Source organism: Streptomyces sp. Ag109_O5-10, assembly GCF_900105755.1.
GTDB lineage: Bacteria > Actinomycetota > Actinomycetes > Streptomycetales > Streptomycetaceae > Streptomyces.
In genome coordinates this window covers 3,753,638-3,770,655 of record NZ_FNTQ01000001.1, presented here as the reverse complement: position 1 = coordinate 3,770,655, position 17,018 = coordinate 3,753,638, and the positions used below count along the sequence as shown (strand labels likewise).

Here is a 17,018-nt window from a genome sequence, read left to right as displayed (position 1 = left end):
GTGCGGTTCCGTCGGGCGTCAAATAGCGGGCGTCCACGAAAGAAGGATCTGATCCACACATGCTGATCGCTCAGCGTCCCTCGTTGACCGAAGAGGTCGTCGACGAGTTCCGCTCCCGGTTCGTGATCGAGCCGCTGGAGCCGGGCTTCGGCTACACCCTCGGCAACTCCCTCCGCCGTACCCTCCTGTCCTCGATCCCCGGCGCGGCTGTCACGTCGATCCGGATCGACGGCGTGCTGCACGAGTTCACCACCGTGCCGGGCGTCAAGGAGGACGTCACCGACCTGATCCTCAACATCAAGCAGCTGGTCGTCTCCTCGGAGCACGACGAGCCGGTCGTGATGTACCTGCGCAAGCAGGGCCCGGGTCTGGTCACCGCCGCCGACATCGCGCCCCCGGCCGGTGTCGAGGTGCACAACCCCGACCTCGTCCTCGCCACGCTCAACGGCAAGGGCAAGCTGGAGATGGAGCTGACGGTCGAGCGTGGCCGCGGTTACGTCTCCGCCGTGCAGAACAAGCAGGTGGGCCAGGAGATCGGCCGTATCCCGGTCGACTCCATCTACTCGCCGGTGCTCAAGGTCACGTACAAGGTCGAGGCGACCCGTGTCGAGCAGCGCACCGACTTCGACAAGCTGATCGTCGACGTCGAGACGAAGCAGGCCATGCGGCCGCGTGACGCCATGGCGTCGGCCGGCAAGACCCTGGTCGAGCTGTTCGGTCTCGCCCGCGAGCTGAACATCGACGCCGAGGGCATCGACATGGGCCCGTCCCCGACGGACGCGGCGCTGGCGGCCGACCTCGCGCTCCCGATCGAGGAGCTCGAGCTGACCGTCCGTTCCTACAACTGCCTCAAGCGTGAGGGCATCCACTCCGTGGGTGAGCTCGTGGCGCGCTCCGAGGCGGACCTCCTGGACATCCGCAACTTCGGTGCGAAGTCCATCGACGAGGTCAAGGCGAAGCTGGCCGGCATGGGCCTGGCCCTCAAGGACAGCCCGCCCGGATTCGACCCCACCGCTGCGGCGGACGCGTTCGGCGCGGACGACGACGCGGACGCGGGCTTCGTGGAGACCGAGCAGTACTGAGCACTCCGCGAGGAGGCCGGTTCTGCGGCTGCGCGCCCGCTGCGGCTGGTCGCGCAGTTCCTCCCCCGGCCTTCGGCCAGGGGTACCCCCAGCGCCCCTTCGGGGACGCGGACCCTCCGGGGTTGAAGAGAACCCCGGATCTCCGACGGGCGACCGCCCGCTCGGATACTGACCCCGGTACCTGACACGGCCGGGGCAGACACACAGGAGAAGAACCATGCCGAAGCCCACCAAGGGTGCCCGTCTGGGCGGCAGCGCCGCGCACGAGAAGCTGCTCCTCGCGAACCTCGCGAAGTCGCTCTTCGAGCACGGCCGTATCACCACCACCGAGGCGAAGGCGCGCCGCCTGCGTCCGTACGCCGAGCGTCTGGTCACCAAGGCGAAGAAGGGCGACCTTCACAACCGCCGTCAGGTGCTCCAGGTCATCACGGACAAGAGCATCGTGCACACGCTCTTCACCGAGATCGGCCCGCGGTACGAGAACCGTCCCGGTGGCTACACCCGCATCACCAAGATCGGTAACCGTCGTGGCGACAACGCGCCCATGGCTGTCATCGAGCTGGTGGAGGCGCTGACCGTCGCCCAGCAGGCGACCGGTGAGGCCGAGGCCGCGACGAAGCGTGCGGTCAAGGAGACCGAGGAGGCCAAGGTCGAGGAGACCAAGGCCGACGAGGCTCCGGCCGACGAGGCTGCCGAGGAGTCGAAGGAGGCGTAAGCCGTCCTTTGGCTGCCGGTCCGTCGTGGCTGGTCGCGCAGTTCCCCGCGCCCCTTACGGGGCGCGTCAGTGGGCCCGTTCCCTTCGAGGGGCGGGCCCGCTTTCTTGCCCTGAGAGGATTCTCCTGTGAGTGACGACGTTCAGCCCGGCCATGTGCGTATCCGTCTCGACCTGTCCTACGACGGGACCCACTTCCACGGCTGGGCCAAGCAGGCCGGCGGGAAGCGGACCGTGCAGGGGGAGATCGAGGACGCGCTGCGGATCGTCACGCGGTCGCAGGGCGCGGTGTACGAGCTGACCGTGGCCGGGCGGACGGACGCCGGAGTGCATGCGCGGGGGCAGGTGGCGCACGTCGATCTGCCGGCCGGGGTGTGGGAGGAGCAGCGGGAGAAGCTGCTGAAGCGGCTGGCGGGGCGGTTGCCGAAGGACGTGCGGGTGTGGTCGGTCGGCGAGGCGCCGGCGGGGTTCAACGCGCGGTTCGCGGCGCTGTGGCGGCGGTACGTGTACCGGGTCGGGGACCGGCCGGGCGGCGTGGACCCGCTGCTGCGCAACCACGTGCTGTGGCACGACTGGGAGCTGGACGTCGACGTGATGGACGCCGCCGCGAAGTCGCTGGTGGGGGAGCACGACTTCGCCGCCTACGCGAAGAAGCGCGAGGGGGCGACGACGATCCGGGAGATCCTCGGCTTCGGGGTGACCCGGCGCGCCGACGGGGTCGTGGAGATCGAGGTCCGGGCCGACGCCTTCTGCCACAACCAGGTGCGGTCGATGGTCGGCGCGCTGCTGTTCGTGGGAGACGGGCACCGGGGTGTGGAGTGGCCGCGGAAGGTGCTGGACGCGGGGGTGCGGGACAGCGCCGTGCACGTCGTACGACCGCACGGGCTGACCCTGGAGGAGGTCGCGTACCCGGCGGCCGGCCAACTGCTGGAGAGGCAGCGGCAGGCTCGCCGGGTACGGGTGCGGACGGTCTGAGGGGTCAGCCGGCCAGGATCTTCTTGAAGGTCGGCTGCAGGAAGGGCACGAGTGACTTGGCGTAGCTGCCCGTCATGTGGCTGTAGTCGAAGTAGACCACCGTGCCACCGATGACCGCGGGACAGTAGCCGTCCGAGCAGAAGGCGGAGACGGTGTCGATCACCTTGGCCCCGTTCTCCTCGGCCACGTCGCGTTCCAGGGCGCGGTTCACCGGGTGGTCGACGACCTTGTCGGACTTCGCGGTGCACGACGCCAGGTCCTTGGCCTGCTCGGCCAGGCAGTCCGGGACGCTGAAGCCCGGGTACGGCGTGTCCGTCAGGTACACCAGCTTGGCGCCGGTGGCCTTGAGTGCCTTGAAGGTCTCCTCGGCGCCCGAGCGGGTGACGGTCGGCTGGACACGGTTCGCGACGACGACGACATCAGGCTTGAGCTCACCGATGTAGGCCAGGGCCGACTTCCGCCAGCTGGTGCACTCGGTGTAGTCACGCCCGAGGTCCGCGCGGGTGATCTTGTAGTCCTCGGGACTGCAGCCGCCCTTCGCCACGGTCACGATCTTCGCGTGCAGGTTCTCGCCGAGCCCCTGGAAGGCGTTGCCCCACTGCCAGGAGTGGGAGTCGCCGAAGACGACGACCGTCTGCTTGCCCTCCGGGTCACCGATGACGCAGTCGTCGCGCATGACGAACTTCGTGGGCTCGAGGTTGTCGATGCAGCCGTGTGTGGTCTGGTCCTTCGGCGACTTCAGCAGGTTGTCCTGGGTGATGTCGGGCTTGGCCCGCTTGGCCACGGCCTCCTGTACGGAGGCGGTGCCCTGGTAGCCCAGGGCCGCGGCGCTGCTCCCGGTGGAACCGACGGCCAGGTTGAGTGGGATCACGTGCAGGGCGACGACCATGGCGGCGACGGTGGAGGCGGTCAGCGCACCCCCGGTGACCACACCCCGCCAGGGGATGGCGACCAGCTTCACGTTCTCCCTGAACCGCTTCTCGATCAGGTAGTGCATGAGGATCGCCAGCAGGAAGGAGAAGACCGCGACCCGGAAACGGTCGGAGTAGCCGAACTCGCGGTCGATCATGCTGGGGAAGAGGATCAGGAGCGGCCAGTGCAGGAGGTACCAGCCGTAGCTGACGTTCCCGATGAAGTTGAAGATCGGATTGTCGAGGAGCTTCTCGGCGCCGAAGCTCGGGTTGGCACAGCCACCGGCGATGATCATGCCGGCGCCCAGCAGCGGCCCGGCCACCGCGTAGCCCGGCAGCGGGGTGTGCTTGGTGATGAGGAGGCCGGTGACGAGGAGGGTGCCCAGGCCCAGCCAGGTGATGACGCCTGCCAGCCCGGTGTTCATGCGGGACAGCAACTGGGCGCCGAGGGCGAGCAGGACGCCGAAGGCCAGCTCCCAGATGCGGGTGGTGGTGCTGAAGTAGGCCATGGGCTGGTTCGACGTGGTCATCGTGTAGCCCAGGTAGAACGAGCCGCCGATCACGGCCGTCAGGAACACCGCCACCAGGACGCGGTTGCGGAAGATCAGCTTGCTGAGCCAGACCATGACGACCAGCATGATCGGGGCGAGCAGGTAGAACTGCTCCTCGATGCCCAGCGACCAGAAGTGCTGGTACGGGGACTGGCTGCCGTCGTTGGCGAAGTAGTCGGTGCCGTTCTCGGCGAGACGCCAGTTGATCAGGCTCACCGACGCGCTGAGTCCGTCCGTCATGTAGTCCCGGAAGCGGAACGGGCTGACGTAGATCCAGGACACGATGGCGGTGGCCGTGATGGTGATGGCCGTGCCCGGCGCGAGTCGCCGGAACCGGCGGGCCCAGAACTTGGTGAGGGACACCTTGCCGGTCTTGTCGATCTCGGCCAGGAGCTGGCTGCCGATGAGGAAGCCGCTCAGCACGAAGGAGACATCCACGCCGCCGTGGATGTCGAGGATGCCGCAGTGCATGCTGACGACCATCATGATGGCCACGGCACGCAGGCCCTGAATGTCCGGCCGGTACTTGCGCAGACGCTCCGGCTGGGCGTCGGCGGCCGATGAACGATGGCGGGTCACGGTTCTCCAGTAACTGTCCGGGCTGGCCGGCGACTTCAATGGACCGTCGGGCAGGCGACAGCCGTACCGCTGACGCGCACACCTTGGGCGGGGATGCGGATGCCGCACGACAGCCGTAGCTGGGCGGGGAGCTCGTTCTGCGCGCCGACATGCGAGTGGCAGCCCACCACGGCCTCACGAAGAAACGATTCGCTGCCGATCGAGGAGTCATGGTCGACCACGGACTCGTGGATCTGCGCGCCCTCGGCCACGGTGACGTGCGCGCCGATGATGGAACGGTCGACGAGCGCGTGCGGGCCGATGACGGCGTGCGGGCCGATCGTCGAGCCGCCCGTGACCCGGGCGGTCGGGTCGACGGTGGCCGTGCGATGGATCAGGGCGTCGCCGGGCGCCGCCACCAGGGGCGAGGCCGCCGCGCCGGTGACCAGGTCCGCGGAGCCGTGGACGAAGGCCAGCGGGGTGCCGAGGTCTCGCCAGTAGTCCTCCGTGGTGTGGCCGAACACGCGCCGGCCCGCGGCGACCAGCTGCGGGAAGGTCGTCTGCTCGACCGAGACCTCCCGGTCGGCCGGGATGGCGTCCAGCACGGACCGGCGGAAGACGTAGCAGCCGGCGTTGATCTGGTCGGTGACGCACTCCTCGGGCGTCTTGGGCTTCTCCAGGAAGGAGAGCACCCGGCCGGACTCGTCGGTGGGGACCAGACCGAAGGCGCGCGGGTCGGGGACCCGGGTGAGGTGCAGGGTCACGTCGGCGTCGTGTGCCTGGTGCCACTCCAGGACGGCAGGCAGGTCCACGCCGGACAGGATGTCGCCGTTGAGGATCAGCACCGGCGCGTCGGCCGAGGTGCCGCGCAGCAGGCGCCCGGCGTTGCGGATCGCGCCGCCCGTGCCGAGCGGGACCTCCTCGACGGCGTAGGAGATCGCCAGGTCCTGGGAGAAGTCCCTGAACTCCTCCTCGAAGAGGCGGGCGAGGTACGAGGTGGCGAACACCACATGCTCGACGCCGGCGTCCATCAGCTTGGCGATCTGGTGCCGGATGAAGGAGGTGCCCGCCACGTTGAGCAGTGGCTTCGGGGTGTGGTTGGTCAGCGGGCGCAGGCGCGTTCCCTTGCCGCCGACCAGGATGATGGCTTCTTGCATGACTGCCTCCGCTCGGTCAGTTGGTGGTGGCGGTGCCGGGTCCCGCGTAGTCAGAGGTGAAGCAGGACTTGATGGCCGCCTCGGAGAGGGGACGTCCGGCGAAGTCGAGCCGGGAGGCAACCTTGTCGTCGGGCTTGGTGTTCGGGTCGTCGTCGAACCAGAGCGACCACCAGTAGATGCCCTGCATCTTGCGCTCCTGGACGACCTGGCAGACCGCCTTGTACCAGTTGGCCTGCACGTGCGGGTTGACGGCCCGCCGGGCATAGAAGTCGCCGGGGGCGTGGTAGGCGCCGTTCATGGCGCCGATGCCGGTCTCGGAGACGAGGATCTTGGGCAGCGGGCCGGTGGCCTTGCGGTCCAGCCAAGTGTTCCAGCCCTTGACCAGGGCCGAGACGGGTGCCGTGTCCGGCACCTTGACCGGGAAGTAGGCGTCGACGCCGAGGTGGTTGACCGGCATGTTGATCCGGCCGGTGACGTAGTTGTCCCAGTTGGCGTTGTAGGAGACCTCGCCGGAGAAGTTCTTCTCGGTGTAGGAGACCAGGGGCTCCCAGCCCACGTCGCCCTCCAGGGAGTTCAGCTCGGTACCGATCACGAAGGTGTTGGTCTTCGCGTCGTCGGCGGCCCGGAGGTACGGGGTGAGGAACTTCTTGTACGAGGCGAACCAGGCGGAGCGGGAGGCGGGGTCGATGTCACCGCGCCAGTGCTTGGTCGGCTTGAGGGTCCCCTCGTCCAGGATCGGGCGGACCTGGGTGCGGAATCCGGCGTCCTTGAACACCTTCAGCACCTTCTGGAGCCGCTCCGGGGAGGGCGTCTTGGCACCGGCCGAGAGCGTGTCGGAGGTGGAGTTCTGGATGAAGAAGGGGAAGGAGACGGAGACCGAGTTGGCGCCCAGGCCGATGAGGTACTCGGCCTGTTTACGGGCCTGCTTCTCGATGAACGTGTCCGACCGTTTCGTCTTCTCCTCCTCCCAGTAGAGCTGTACGCCCCACTGCGCCATGCCCTGCTTCCAGGGCTTGGCGACCTGGAGGGCGTCGGCGGCGGAGGACGCGGAACCGGAGGGGGAGGAGGCCGTCGCCGTTCCGGACTTGTGGCCGGACGAGGTCGAGGAGTCCTTCTCGTCGCCGATCACGACCTTGGGCAGGGCCGAGCCCGACTCCCAGCGCACCGGGTGGTTGCCGAGGATGAAGGGGCTGCCGAGGACGATGGTGAGGACGGTCACCGGGAAAATGGCAAGCAGGGGCAGTCGTGAACGCATGTCAGTGGTTGTCTTCCGGGCGACTAGGCGGGCTTGGCGATCACGACGAACTTGTTCTCCTCGCGCCGGACGAACTTCAGGAAGCCCTTGAAGCCGCCGAGCCCTTCCATCACGGAGAAGACGGGGATGAGCGCGACCACAACGATCGGCTCCCACCACTTGCGCCGACCGCTGACCGACGCCAGCGCGTTCAGCCGCAGTCCCTCCCAGTAGGTCCAGATGACGTACGCGAAGTTGAAGGCCCACAGGATGGTGACGGACTGGGTCACGGGCGAGGTGTTCATGTCGTTGAAGAGCCAGCCGATGAGGAGTACGGCGCCGATGTGCTGGAGCGGGCCGAGGATCCAGGTGGTCACGCAGATCGACAGGAACCAGCGGTAGCGCAACGGCACGGCCCTGTTGAAGCAGAGGGCCACCAGGCCCCAGGCCCAGCGGTCCCGCTGCTTGACGAAGTCGGCCGCGGTCGCGGGAGAGGCGCCGTAGCAGCGGCCGTTGAACCAGTCGCTGCGGCCCGGGTACTTACGGCAGAAGGTCAGGGCGAGCCGGGCGTCCTCGACGATCTCCTTGGGGCCGAAGTCCCAGCCGATCTCGGCCTCGATGGACGCGCGTAGTACCAGCAGCTCGCCGTGCACGCCGGCGGCCGGGGTGCCCATCCCGGTCAGCGCACGGAAGCGGGCGATGTCGTCGGCGGGGCGCACTGCGTCGGCGAGCCAGGTGAACTTGTTGACCGCGTTCTCACGCGGATACGTGAGGATGCCCTGGGCCATGTGCTTGGCCTCGTCGGGGTGAGCGCGGCGCTGGCGGTTGATGAACTGGGCGAGCGAGGACGCGGTGTCAGGGCCGACGCCGGTGTCGTCGTCCATGTGCAGCACCCAGACGTAGTCGAGGGCCTCGCCCTCCGCTATGCGCAGCTCGTGGGCGTAGTGGTTGGCGCGGGCCTTGAAACGGGTGCCGTTGGCCGGGACGTAGTCCTTGGGCACCGTGATCACCCGGATCAGCGGGTGGGAGTCGGCGAGCCGGTCGATGTCCGCGGCCGCCTCGCAGCCCTCCTCGGTGAGGATGTCGACGCGCATGTACGGGAACCACTCGGGCAGGTGATCGACGTACGAGAGGATCGAACGCTCGAGGGCCGGGTAGGTGTCGTTGCGGCCGATGGTCGGGCACAGCACGATCAGGAAGTCCTGTTCGGCCGGTGCGGGCGGGATCATCCGGTCGCTCTTGCGGACCCGGCGGCGGATCAGCAGGGCGCCCTGGATGCCGACCAGCACACCGGCCACCGGCAGGGACCAGACGACGGTCAGGATCCAGCTCAGCAGGGAGGTACTGGGCCGGAAGCTCCACAGCCCGAACACCACCAGGAAAACGAAAGGCAGTAGAAAGGGGAGGATTCCCGGCTTCCACGCCGCGGTGCGCTTGGCCAGCTTTTCATTGTGCCGCGAATGCGGCACACCCCCGTCGACCAGTGTCGATGCCATGACGACTGCGGAACTCCCGTGTAATCGATGGTGCGTTGAGGCAACGACGGATCTGGGCTACGGCACGCGTGAGCAGTGCCTGGCGGCTGGGTTGTTCCGGGTCCATCCCCCTCAACGCCTTCTTCGGCGCCACGATCACTGCCGCTCAGATGCCCCCCCAGGCGCCCGCGGCACTGACCGAATAGACACCGGATCCTCGCATGCATGGGCGATACAGGGAACGCTTGTGAGGAGGATGTGTTCAAAAGTTAATCAAGTTACGCCTTGTGTGGTGATCTTCGCTCGGTGTCATCGACTTGGATTCGATGGCCGCCGGTAATCAACTTCGAAGATCCATAGGTCAGTTTGACGTCGCCCGTCGTGTTCTTCGCCCGCGGGGCGGAGACGTTGTCGTACGTGAGTGATTGACCCCACACCGTCCACATGACCCACGGGGTCCGCGTGAGGGTCCGGGGCTGGGCCGCGTTCAGAGGGACGTAGAAGGACTCGGCGACGACGCGGGGCCGGTCGAACTCCTCCAGCCCGCGGTACCAGATCTCGGTCCATGCGCCATTGCCGAGCGGCTTCGCCGGGGTGTCGCTGTAGGCGTCGACGCCCACGACGTCGACGCAGTCCCCGCCGGGGTAGTACTTGGCGGGCGAGCGGCCGTAGCCCCCGTCCCAGGAGTTCGGCGACCACACGAAGAGCAGGTTGTGCAGCCCGCGCCGGTTCACCAGGTAGTCGTAGGTCAGCCGCCACAGCCTTCGGTACGTGGACGGATCCTGCCCCGCCCACCAGAAACCGTGCCCCGGGGCCGCGTTCATCTCGTGGTACGGCCGCAGCAGCACCGGCACTCCCTGGCCGGCGAGGTAGCCGATGTGGTCCGCGAGGAAGTCGAGGTCGTGCAGGAGGGCCTGGTGCTCGGCGGTGCCGTCGGTGACCACCCGGCCGAACCAGCCGGGGTCCTTCGCGCCGGGGGAGTTGGCGTGCAGCGTCTGGGCGAAGCCCTTGACCGGGCTGCCCGGGTAGGGCTGGTGGAAGGAGAAGCCGACCAGACCGGCCGGACGGCCTCCGTTGTGCGGCAGGGACACGTCCGCGTGTGCCGCGCACTCCCGATGCGTGCCAGAGGTCCGGTAGGAACCGTCGACCGCCCGGGGCAGTCCCGCCCACACGCCGACGGCGAGGTCCACCGCGTCCTCTATGTACCCCCAGTAGGGGCGGCAGGCGGGCCAGGCCTTGTTGTACGAGCGTGCCGTGCCCACCGCCCAGCCCGGCTGTCCGTAGCCGGGACCGAGGTCCAGCTCCACGAAGCCGGGCAGCCGGCCGGTGATGTCGTGGACCTTCTTGTAGTAGTAGCCCGGCTGCTTCGTGCCCCGGTAGTCGCCGTACGACGGGTTGTACCGCTCGTTCTGCAGCTCCACGTGCTGGCCGATCACCGTACGGCTCGGCCTGCCGCGCCGGGCGTCGTTCTCCAGGCCCGCCAGCATCGCGTACACCCGGCACGCGGCGGCCGTCGCCTGCGGGTCCCGGGCGCGCAGATCGGTCGGCACAGTCCTCGGCCCGCCCGTCCCGTTCCCGTCGGGCCAGGCCCACACCGCCAGCGGGGCCGCGGCCGCCACCCCCACCGCGGCCGCCCCGGTCAGCCGGATCAGCCTCCGCCTCTGCACGGCGCTACGCCGGTTCGACGACGGTGCCCGAGGCGGCGGCCGCCGGGGTTGCGGTGACGACGGAGGCGGCGAGGGCTGTGCCGCCGAGACCGGCCGCGCCGGTGAGCAGCCTGCGTCTGGACGTGTGCGTCATGAGTGGGTCCCCCCATGGGTTCGCCGGCCGGTGAACTCCTTGATCACCGGCCAGCGGGGGGAGACTCTCACGCGCCCCTGGATGCGTCACCGGTCGGCGGCCGCCGACGCCTGGGCCTCGCCGCGGCGGTGGATCTGGCGGAAGGTGAACTCCGCCAGGTCGTCGCCGGCCTGGAAGACCTTGGTGTCCTTGGTGGTGACGTCCTTGCCGTTCAGGAATCCGGCGGTGGTGAAGTACGCGTAGCGGCCGTACGAATTGGTCGTCGTACGGCAGACGCCGGAGTCGCAGAAGGTCTTGACGCCGGAGCCGGCCAGGGCGGTCACGAAGCCCTTCTTGTCGGCGTCGGTCTTGGCCTTGGCCGCCTGCGCCTCGGTGTTGAAGACGGCCACGCCGACCGTGACCGCGACGCCGTCCTTGGAGTAGGTGACCCGCAGCAGACGGGTGCAGCCGTCCTTGTCGAGGACGGTCGGGAGGGAGCCCTTGGCGGCCGTGGCGCACTTCTTCGTGTCGGCCGTGGCGCCCTTCTTGTAGACGGTCTCGCCCATGGTCAGCTGGGTGCCCGGGAAGAGGGTCGCGGCGCTCAGCGGAGCCGTGTCCTTCTGCACGCTCGATATGAACTCCTCCGGGTCCAGCGGCGGCGGCGCGCTGGTCGGGGCGAAGGACGGCACCGAGCCGGACGTGTCGCTGGGCAGCGAGGCGCTGGCCGGCAGGTTGGTGGGCGTGCCGGAGGCCTTGTTGTCACCGCTGGCGGACACCACGGCCATGGCGACGGCGGTGCCGATCGCCAGCGTGGCGACCACGCCGCCGCCGATGAACAGCACTCTGCGCCGCTTGTTCCGCGTCTCCGACGCCTCGGCGAGCGATGCCCAGTCCGGGGTCTGGCCGGCCCCGCTGCTCCAGGGCTGCTGAGACTGCGGTTTCCACGGATCCCACTGGGACTGAGGTCCCCCCTGCCCATAACTCATGGGGCGCATCTTAGACGGGGGCCGGGGGGTGCCGGTGCGACTGTACGAACGGAGACCGGGGACCTGCGGGGGGCTTTCGGGGGACCTTTGGGGGCAGGACGGCGCATCCTGGTACGGCCGTGCTCCCGGGATTTCCCGCCGCGGTCGGCGACGGCTCGTCCGGATGCCGGCGGGAGCTCGTTTTGACCCGTCAGGGGCCACCCTTGTACGCTTGCCCTTCGTTGTGTATTGGTCCGCTCATTCTCACGGGAGTGGCCTCTACCTAGGTTCCCTGGAGCAGTTACCAGTGGGCGGCATACGGGCAGCGTCCCCGGCATTGTCGTCCCCAGCTGCACGATCGCTTCAGTGATGCCATGTGTCAGCACCCATCCACTGAAGAAGAAGGCTGCGAAGTGCGTACGTACAGCCCCAAGCCCGGCGATGTGACTCGCCAGTGGCACGTCATTGACGCTCAGGACATCGTCCTGGGTCGTCTCGCCACCACCGCCGCGACCCTTCTGCGCGGCAAGCACAAGCCGATCTACGCGCCGCACGTCGACGCTGGTGACTTCGTCATCATCATCAACGCCGACAAGGTGCACCTGTCCGGCAACAAGCGGACCCAGAAGATGGCCTACCGCCACTCCGGCTACCCGGGCGGTCTGCGCTCCGTCCGCTACGACGAGCTGCTGGACAAGAACCCCGAGAAGGCCATCGAGAAGGCCGTCAAGGGCATGCTCCCCAAGAACACCCTGGGCCGTCAGATGCTCACCAAGCTGAAGGTCTACCGCGGCGAGAACCACCCGCACGCTGCCCAGCAGCCGGTTCCGTTCGAGATCACCCAGGTCGCGCAGTAATCCCGGCCACCCCCTAAGACTGAAGAGAATCTGAGGAGCATCGTGGCCGAGACCACTGCCGAGCAGCCGCTCGAAGAGCTTGACATCGACAGCTACACCACGGAGTCGGACGTCCCCGTCGAGGGCGAGTACACCTCCGAGTCCCTCGCGTCCCGCTTCGGCGACCCGCAGCCGGCCGCCGGCCTGGGCCGTCGCAAGAACGCCATCGCCCGCGTCCGGATCGTCCCGGGCACCGGCAAGTGGAAGATCAACGGCCGCACCCTCGAGGACTACTTCCCGAACAAGGTGCACCAGCAGGAAGTCAACGAGCCCTTCAAGGTGCTCGAGCTCGAGGGCCGTTACGACGTCGTCGCCCGCATCGCCGGTGGCGGTGTCTCCGGTCAGGCCGGTGCGCTCCGTCTCGGTGTCGCCCGCGCGCTGAACGAGGCCGACGTCGACAACAACCGCGGCCCGCTCAAGAAGGCCGGCTTCCTCAAGCGCGACGACCGTGCGGTCGAGCGCAAGAAGGCCGGTCTGAAGAAGGCCCGCAAGGCCCCGCAGTACAGCAAGCGCTAATCACCAGCTGCCTGCACGTACTCCGAACGCCCCGGCGGCACGCCACATGTGCCACCGGGGCGTTCGTTTATCCCGGTCAAGGGCGTATAACGACACAAGACGCTCAAAGGCTGGTGTGATCGCATGACTAAGCGCCTGTCATCATTTCCTGGCAGCAAAGACGCTTCTTCAGGAGGACAAGTGGGACGACTCTTCGGTACGGACGGCGTGCGCGGTGTCGCCAACGCGGACCTGACCGCCGAGATGGCGCTCGGCCTGTCCGTCGCGGCGGCGCACGTGCTGGCCGAGGCGGGCACGTTCGAGGGCCACCGGCCGACGGCGGTCGTCGGACGGGATCCGCGTGCGTCCGGGGAGTTCCTGGAGGCCGCCGTGGTCGCGGGCCTGGCCAGCGCCGGCGTCGACGTCCTGAGCGTGGGCGTCCTCCCGACACCGGCGGTCGCGTTCCTGACCGGCGCGCTCGGCGCCGACCTCGGCGTCATGCTCTCCGCCAGCCACAACGCCATGCCCGACAACGGCATCAAGTTCCTCGCCCGTGGCGGTCACAAGCTCGACGACGAGCTGGAGGACCGCATCGAGTCGGTGTACGAGTCCCACCGGCACGGCGAGCCGTGGGAGCGGCCGACGGGCGCGGGCGTGGGGCGGGTGCGGTCGTACGACGAGGGCTTCGAGCAGTACGTCACCCATCTCCTCGGCGTGCTCCCGAACCGGCTGGACGGGCTGAAGATCGTCCTGGACGAGGCGCACGGCGCGGCCGCGGGGGTCTCGCCGGAGGCGTTCCGCCGGGCCGGTGCCGAGCTCGTCACCATCGGCGCGGAGCCGGACGGGCTCAACATCAACGACGGTTGCGGCTCGACCCACCTCGGCAAGCTCAAGGCCGCGGTCGTCGAGCACGGCGCGGACTTCGGCATCGCGCACGACGGGGACGCGGACCGCTGCCTGGCCGTCGACCACACCGGCGAGGAGGTCGACGGCGACCAGATCATGGCCGTGCTCGCCCTCGCCATGCGGGAGCGGGGCGCGCTGCGCGCCGACACCGTCGTCGCCACCGTCATGTCCAACCTCGGCTTCAAGCTGGCGCTGGAGCGGGAGGGGCTGCACCTCGTGCAGACCGCGGTCGGCGACCGGTACGTGCTGGAGGAGATGAAGGAGCACGGCTACGCCCTCGGCGGCGAGCAGTCCGGCCACGTCATCATCCTCGACCACGCGACGACCGGTGACGGCACGCTGACCGGGCTGCTGCTGGCGGCGCGGGTCGCCGAGACCGGGCGGTCGCTGCGGGAGCTGGCGGGCGTGATGGAGCGGCTGCCGCAGGTGCTGATCAACGTGCCGGACGTCGACAGGTCGCGGGTGAGGACCTCCGCGGACCTGGCGGCGGCGGTCGCCGAGGCGGAGCGGGAGCTCGGGGAGACCGGGCGGGTGCTGCTTCGCCCGTCGGGCACGGAGCCGCTGGTGCGGGTGATGGTCGAGGCGGCCGACATCGAGCAGGCCCGGTCGGTGGCGGGGCGGCTGGCCGACGCGGTGAAGTCGGCGCTGGGTTGAGCCTCAGGGCGTAGCAAAAAGTGCGTGACCGATCACTGACTGTTTCTCTTGCGTCGAGGCCGCTCTGTGCGGCACCCCCTCGACGGAAGAGAAACACAGCATGAAGATCGTGAGCACCCTCCTGAAGCGAGCGGCCGGTCCGGTTCTGGTCGCGGGCCTCGTCGTCACCTCGTCCGCCACCCCGGCCGCCGCCGCCCAGCCACCGGGCTCCACGGCGTTCCGCATCTTCGGCGGCCTGGTCGGACTCCAGGCGCGTACCGGAGTGAACAACGTGGTCACGGCCAGCACATCCACCGGCCGGCTGATCCTCACGGACACCACGGGCATCGCGATCGGCCCGGGCTGTACCCGGGTGGACGCCAACACCGCGGACTGCGGCAGCGCCGCCACGGTCACCCGGCTCGCGGTACAGCTGGGCGACGGGAACGACAGCTTCGACGGCTCCACCGCCAATGTCAGCACCACCGCCGATGCCGGTACGGGCACCGACAGCGTGAAGACCAACGGCCGCAGCGACACGGTCGGCGTGGAGGACAACACCGGCGGTGACACGGTGGACTGCGGAGGCGGCACGGACACGGTGTTCGCCGACTCCGGCGACACCATCACGAACTGCGAGCGGCGGTTCTAGGAACCGCCCGCCTTCGCCGTGCGCGCACGCCGGCTGGCCCAGAACCACTTCTGGGCCAGCAGCGTCAGCGTTCCCGCCAGCACGATCCCCAGCAGGTTCAGCAGCAGTTGTTCCGAGGAACCCCATGCCTGGCGGTACTCCGTGAAGGCGAAGGCCACGGCCGCGTTCGCGGCAGCCGGGACCGTCGTCACCGAGATGGCGACACCCACCAGGGCACCGGACTTCGCCGAGGTCAGGGAGAGTATGCCGGCGATGCCGGCCAGGACCGCGACGACGAACGAGAAGGCGTCGGGGCGGTAGATGAAGTTGGTGTTCGGGCGTTCCGCCTCCAGCTGCACCCTCGTGAACAGGCCGAGGCCGTCCATGAGACAGGTGAAGCCCACCGTCACGAGCATCGCCACCGCGAAGCCGACCAGCAGCGCGACGACGGAGCGCACCGCCAGGCGGGGCCGGCGCCGCACCAGTGCCGTGCACAGGCCGGCCAGCGGGCCGAACTCCGGACCCACCGCCATCGCGCCCACGATCAGGATCGCGTTGTCCAGGACGACACCGCAGGCCGCGATCATCGTGGCCAGGGTGATGAAGGCGACGTAGGTGACCGACAGCGTCGACTCCTCGTGGGTCGCCTCGGTCAGCCCCTCCCACAGCACCGCGTCGGCGCCCTCGCCCGGGGCCTCCGCCTCGGCCTTGTCGGCATGGTGGGACAGGCTCAGGTCGATGTCCTGGACCGCGATCGAGCCGGTGCGGTCGAGGTCCAACGCCCGCAGCCCGCGGATGAGTTCGTCACCGGCCTCGCGGGCCACGTCGCACATCACGACGTCCCCGGCCGGGTCGCGGGCCGCGCCCGGCAGCACGACCAGGTGCGCGGTGCCCACGGTCGCCTCGATCAGACGGACCGCGTCGTCCGTGCGGTCGGCCGGGGTGATCAGGCGCAGATGCAGCATGACGCCTTTTTAACAGGCGCTCTAGAGCTTGCGGAGCCGCAGTCGCTGCACCTTGTGGTCCGGTCCCTTGCGGACGACCAGGGCGGCGCGGCCGCGGGTCGGGGCGATGTTCTCCACCAGGTTGGGCTTGTTGATGGTCCGCCAGAGGCCGCGGGCGTAGTCGACGGCCTCCTCCTCGGACACCTGGGTGTACTTGCGGAAGTACGAGTCCGGGTTCTGGAAGGCGGTCGCGCGCAGCTTGCGGAACCGGTTGAGGTACCAGCGCTCGATGTCCTCGGTGCTCGCGTCGACGTACACGCTGAAGTCGAAGTAGTCGGCGAGACCGACCCGGGTGCGGCCGTCCTGACCGGGGAGGGCGGGCTGGAGGACGTTGAGGCCCTCGACGATGAGGATGTCCGGCCGGCGGACGGTGAGCTTCCGGTCCGGCACGATGTCGTAGATGAGGTGGGAGTAGACGGGGGCGGTGACCACGTCCTTGCCGGCCTTGATGTCGGCGACGAAGCGGGTCAGGGCCCGGCGGTCGTACGACTCGGGGAAGCCCTTGCGGGACATCAGGCCGCGGGCTTCGAGCTCCCTGGTGGGGAGCAGGAAGCCGTCCGTGGTCACCAGCTCGACGCGGGGGTGCTCCGGCCAGCGGGAGAGCAGGGCCTGCAGGAGCCGGGCGACGGTGGACTTCCCGACGGCCACCGAACCGGCGACGCCTATGACGAACGGGGTGCCGGACTGGGAGCCCTGCTCGCCGAGGAAGGTGTTCAGGGCGCCCCTGAGGCCGTCCGTGGCACCGACGTACAGATTGAGCAGCCGGGACAGCGGGAGATAGATGTCCCGCACCTCGTCGAGGTCGATCACGTCGCCGAGGCCGCGCAGCTTCTCGACCTCCTCGGCGGTGAGCGGCAACGGCGTCTTGTCGCGCAGCGCGCTCCACTCGGAGCGGGTGAGGTCGACGTAGGGAGTCGCCTCCGGCCTGTGCCGGTGGGCGCTCCGGGGCATCGGGGAGACCGGAGAGATCACATTCCATTGTTAACGGAGTTTGAACGGGGTGGGGGGTGGGGTCGGTCACGTGGGGTTCTGAGCATGCGAAGGACAGGACGAC

16 protein-coding genes are annotated in these 17,018 nt (G+C 68.9%); 7 read left to right on the top strand and 9 right to left on the bottom strand.

Translation table 11 applies throughout. From position 1 onward, the window contains the following. Nucleotides 1-59 precede the first annotated feature (59 nt). From BLW82_RS17130 to truA, 3 genes are all read left to right on the top strand, one after another. Complete coding sequence (locus BLW82_RS17130; protein WP_003966937.1) at nt 60-1,082, top strand: DNA-directed RNA polymerase subunit alpha; 1,023 nt, start codon at nt 60-62, stop codon at nt 1,080-1,082. Between the two features lie 217 nt (nt 1,083-1,299). Then, a complete protein-coding gene (rplQ, locus tag BLW82_RS17125; protein ID WP_093499633.1) occupies nt 1,300-1,797 on the top strand; it encodes a 50S ribosomal protein L17 in 498 nt (165 codons plus the stop codon). 126 nt (nt 1,798-1,923) lie between these two features. Beyond that, nucleotides 1,924-2,769, top strand: a complete 846-nt coding sequence (gene truA, locus BLW82_RS17120) for a tRNA pseudouridine(38-40) synthase TruA (RefSeq protein WP_093499632.1) — start codon at nt 1,924-1,926, stop codon at nt 2,767-2,769. A gap of 4 nt (nt 2,770-2,773) precedes the next feature. Here truA and BLW82_RS17115 read toward each other — a convergent pair whose 3' ends face one another. From BLW82_RS17115 to BLW82_RS17090, 7 genes are all read right to left on the bottom strand, one after another. Then, the gene (locus BLW82_RS17115) at nt 2,774-4,810 is read right to left on the bottom strand and encodes an acyltransferase family protein (protein WP_256215843.1); all 2,037 of its coding nucleotides are present in this window, start codon (nt 4,808-4,810) and stop codon (nt 2,774-2,776) included. Nucleotides 4,811-4,845: 35 nt separating this feature from the next. After that, complete coding sequence (locus BLW82_RS17110) at nt 4,846-5,946, bottom strand: mannose-1-phosphate guanylyltransferase (protein ID WP_093499630.1); 1,101 nt, start codon at nt 5,944-5,946, stop codon at nt 4,846-4,848. A 16-nt stretch (nt 5,947-5,962) separates the two neighbouring features. Continuing rightward, nucleotides 5,963-7,165, bottom strand: coding sequence for a glycoside hydrolase family 113 (locus BLW82_RS17105; protein WP_256215842.1), 1,203 nt, complete (start codon nt 7,163-7,165; stop codon nt 5,963-5,965). A gap of 59 nt (nt 7,166-7,224) precedes the next feature. Then, nucleotides 7,225-8,676: a glycosyltransferase family 2 protein gene (locus tag BLW82_RS17100; RefSeq protein WP_256215841.1), complete on the bottom strand. Its 1,452-nt coding sequence runs from the start codon at nt 8,674-8,676 to the stop codon at nt 7,225-7,227. A gap of 257 nt (nt 8,677-8,933) precedes the next feature. Further along, nucleotides 8,934-10,322 carry a glycoside hydrolase family 26 protein gene (locus BLW82_RS17095; RefSeq protein ID WP_093499629.1) on the bottom strand — a complete coding sequence of 463 codons (1,389 nt, stop codon included), beginning with the start codon at nt 10,320-10,322 and terminating at the stop codon, nt 8,934-8,936. 4 nt (nt 10,323-10,326) lie between these two features. Next, entirely contained in the window at nt 10,327-10,455 is a 129-nt protein-coding gene (locus BLW82_RS45490) for a hypothetical protein (RefSeq protein WP_256215840.1), read from the bottom strand. An 86-nt stretch (nt 10,456-10,541) separates the two neighbouring features. Further along, complete coding sequence (locus BLW82_RS17090; RefSeq protein WP_093499628.1) at nt 10,542-11,420, bottom strand: hypothetical protein; 879 nt, start codon at nt 11,418-11,420, stop codon at nt 10,542-10,544. Between the two features lie 392 nt (nt 11,421-11,812). Here BLW82_RS17090 and rplM point away from each other — a divergent pair, with 392 nt between their 5' ends. The 4 genes from rplM (at nt 11,813) to BLW82_RS17070 (ending at nt 14,981) form a co-directional block, all read left to right on the top strand. Beyond that, nucleotides 11,813-12,256, top strand: a complete 444-nt coding sequence (gene rplM / locus BLW82_RS17085; protein WP_093499627.1) for a 50S ribosomal protein L13 — start codon at nt 11,813-11,815, stop codon at nt 12,254-12,256. A gap of 42 nt (nt 12,257-12,298) precedes the next feature. Further along, nucleotides 12,299-12,811: a 30S ribosomal protein S9 gene (gene rpsI, locus BLW82_RS17080; protein WP_093499626.1), complete on the top strand. Its 513-nt coding sequence runs from the start codon at nt 12,299-12,301 to the stop codon at nt 12,809-12,811. Nucleotides 12,812-12,991: 180 nt separating this feature from the next. After that, nucleotides 12,992-14,350: a phosphoglucosamine mutase gene (glmM, locus tag BLW82_RS17075; protein ID WP_093499625.1), complete on the top strand. Its 1,359-nt coding sequence runs from the start codon at nt 12,992-12,994 to the stop codon at nt 14,348-14,350. A gap of 109 nt (nt 14,351-14,459) precedes the next feature. Then, nucleotides 14,460-14,981 (top strand): hypothetical protein, encoded by a 522-nt coding sequence (locus BLW82_RS17070; protein ID WP_143063673.1) that lies wholly within the window; start codon nt 14,460-14,462, stop codon nt 14,979-14,981. On the opposite strand, the gene BLW82_RS17065 is transcribed toward BLW82_RS17070, so the two are convergent. Together BLW82_RS17065 and coaA are read right to left on the bottom strand one after the other, a co-directional pair. Further along, nucleotides 14,978-15,925 carry a DUF389 domain-containing protein gene (locus tag BLW82_RS17065; RefSeq protein WP_093499623.1) on the bottom strand — a complete coding sequence of 316 codons (948 nt, stop codon included), beginning with the start codon at nt 15,923-15,925 and terminating at the stop codon, nt 14,978-14,980. The genes BLW82_RS17070 and BLW82_RS17065 overlap by 4 nt on opposite strands. Nucleotides 15,926-15,946: 21 nt before the next feature. After that, on the bottom strand, nt 15,947-16,915 hold the full coding sequence (gene coaA, locus BLW82_RS17060) for a type I pantothenate kinase (protein WP_177232978.1): 969 nt from the start codon (nt 16,913-16,915) through the stop codon (nt 15,947-15,949). Nucleotides 16,916-17,018 lie beyond the last annotated feature (103 nt).

Coding starts and splice junctions, on each gene's coding strand:
- BLW82_RS17110 (WP_093499630.1), bottom strand. CDS start 5,946: ATGCAAGAAGCCATCATCCTGGTCGGCGGCAAGGGAACGCGCCTGCGC.
- coaA (WP_177232978.1), bottom strand. CDS start 16,915: ATGCCCCGGAGCGCCCACCGGCACAGGCCGGAGGCGACTCCCTACGTC.
- BLW82_RS17090 (WP_093499628.1), bottom strand. CDS start 11,420: ATGAGTTATGGGCAGGGGGGACCTCAGTCCCAGTGGGATCCGTGGAAA.
- rplQ (WP_093499633.1), top strand. CDS start 1,300: ATGCCGAAGCCCACCAAGGGTGCCCGTCTGGGCGGCAGCGCCGCGCAC.
- BLW82_RS17065 (WP_093499623.1), bottom strand. CDS start 15,925: ATGCTGCATCTGCGCCTGATCACCCCGGCCGACCGCACGGACGACGCG.
- BLW82_RS17100 (WP_256215841.1), bottom strand. CDS start 8,676: ATGGCATCGACACTGGTCGACGGGGGTGTGCCGCATTCGCGGCACAAT.
- BLW82_RS17130 (WP_003966937.1), top strand. CDS start 60: ATGCTGATCGCTCAGCGTCCCTCGTTGACCGAAGAGGTCGTCGACGAG.
- BLW82_RS45490 (WP_256215840.1), bottom strand. CDS start 10,455: ATGACGCACACGTCCAGACGCAGGCTGCTCACCGGCGCGGCCGGTCTC.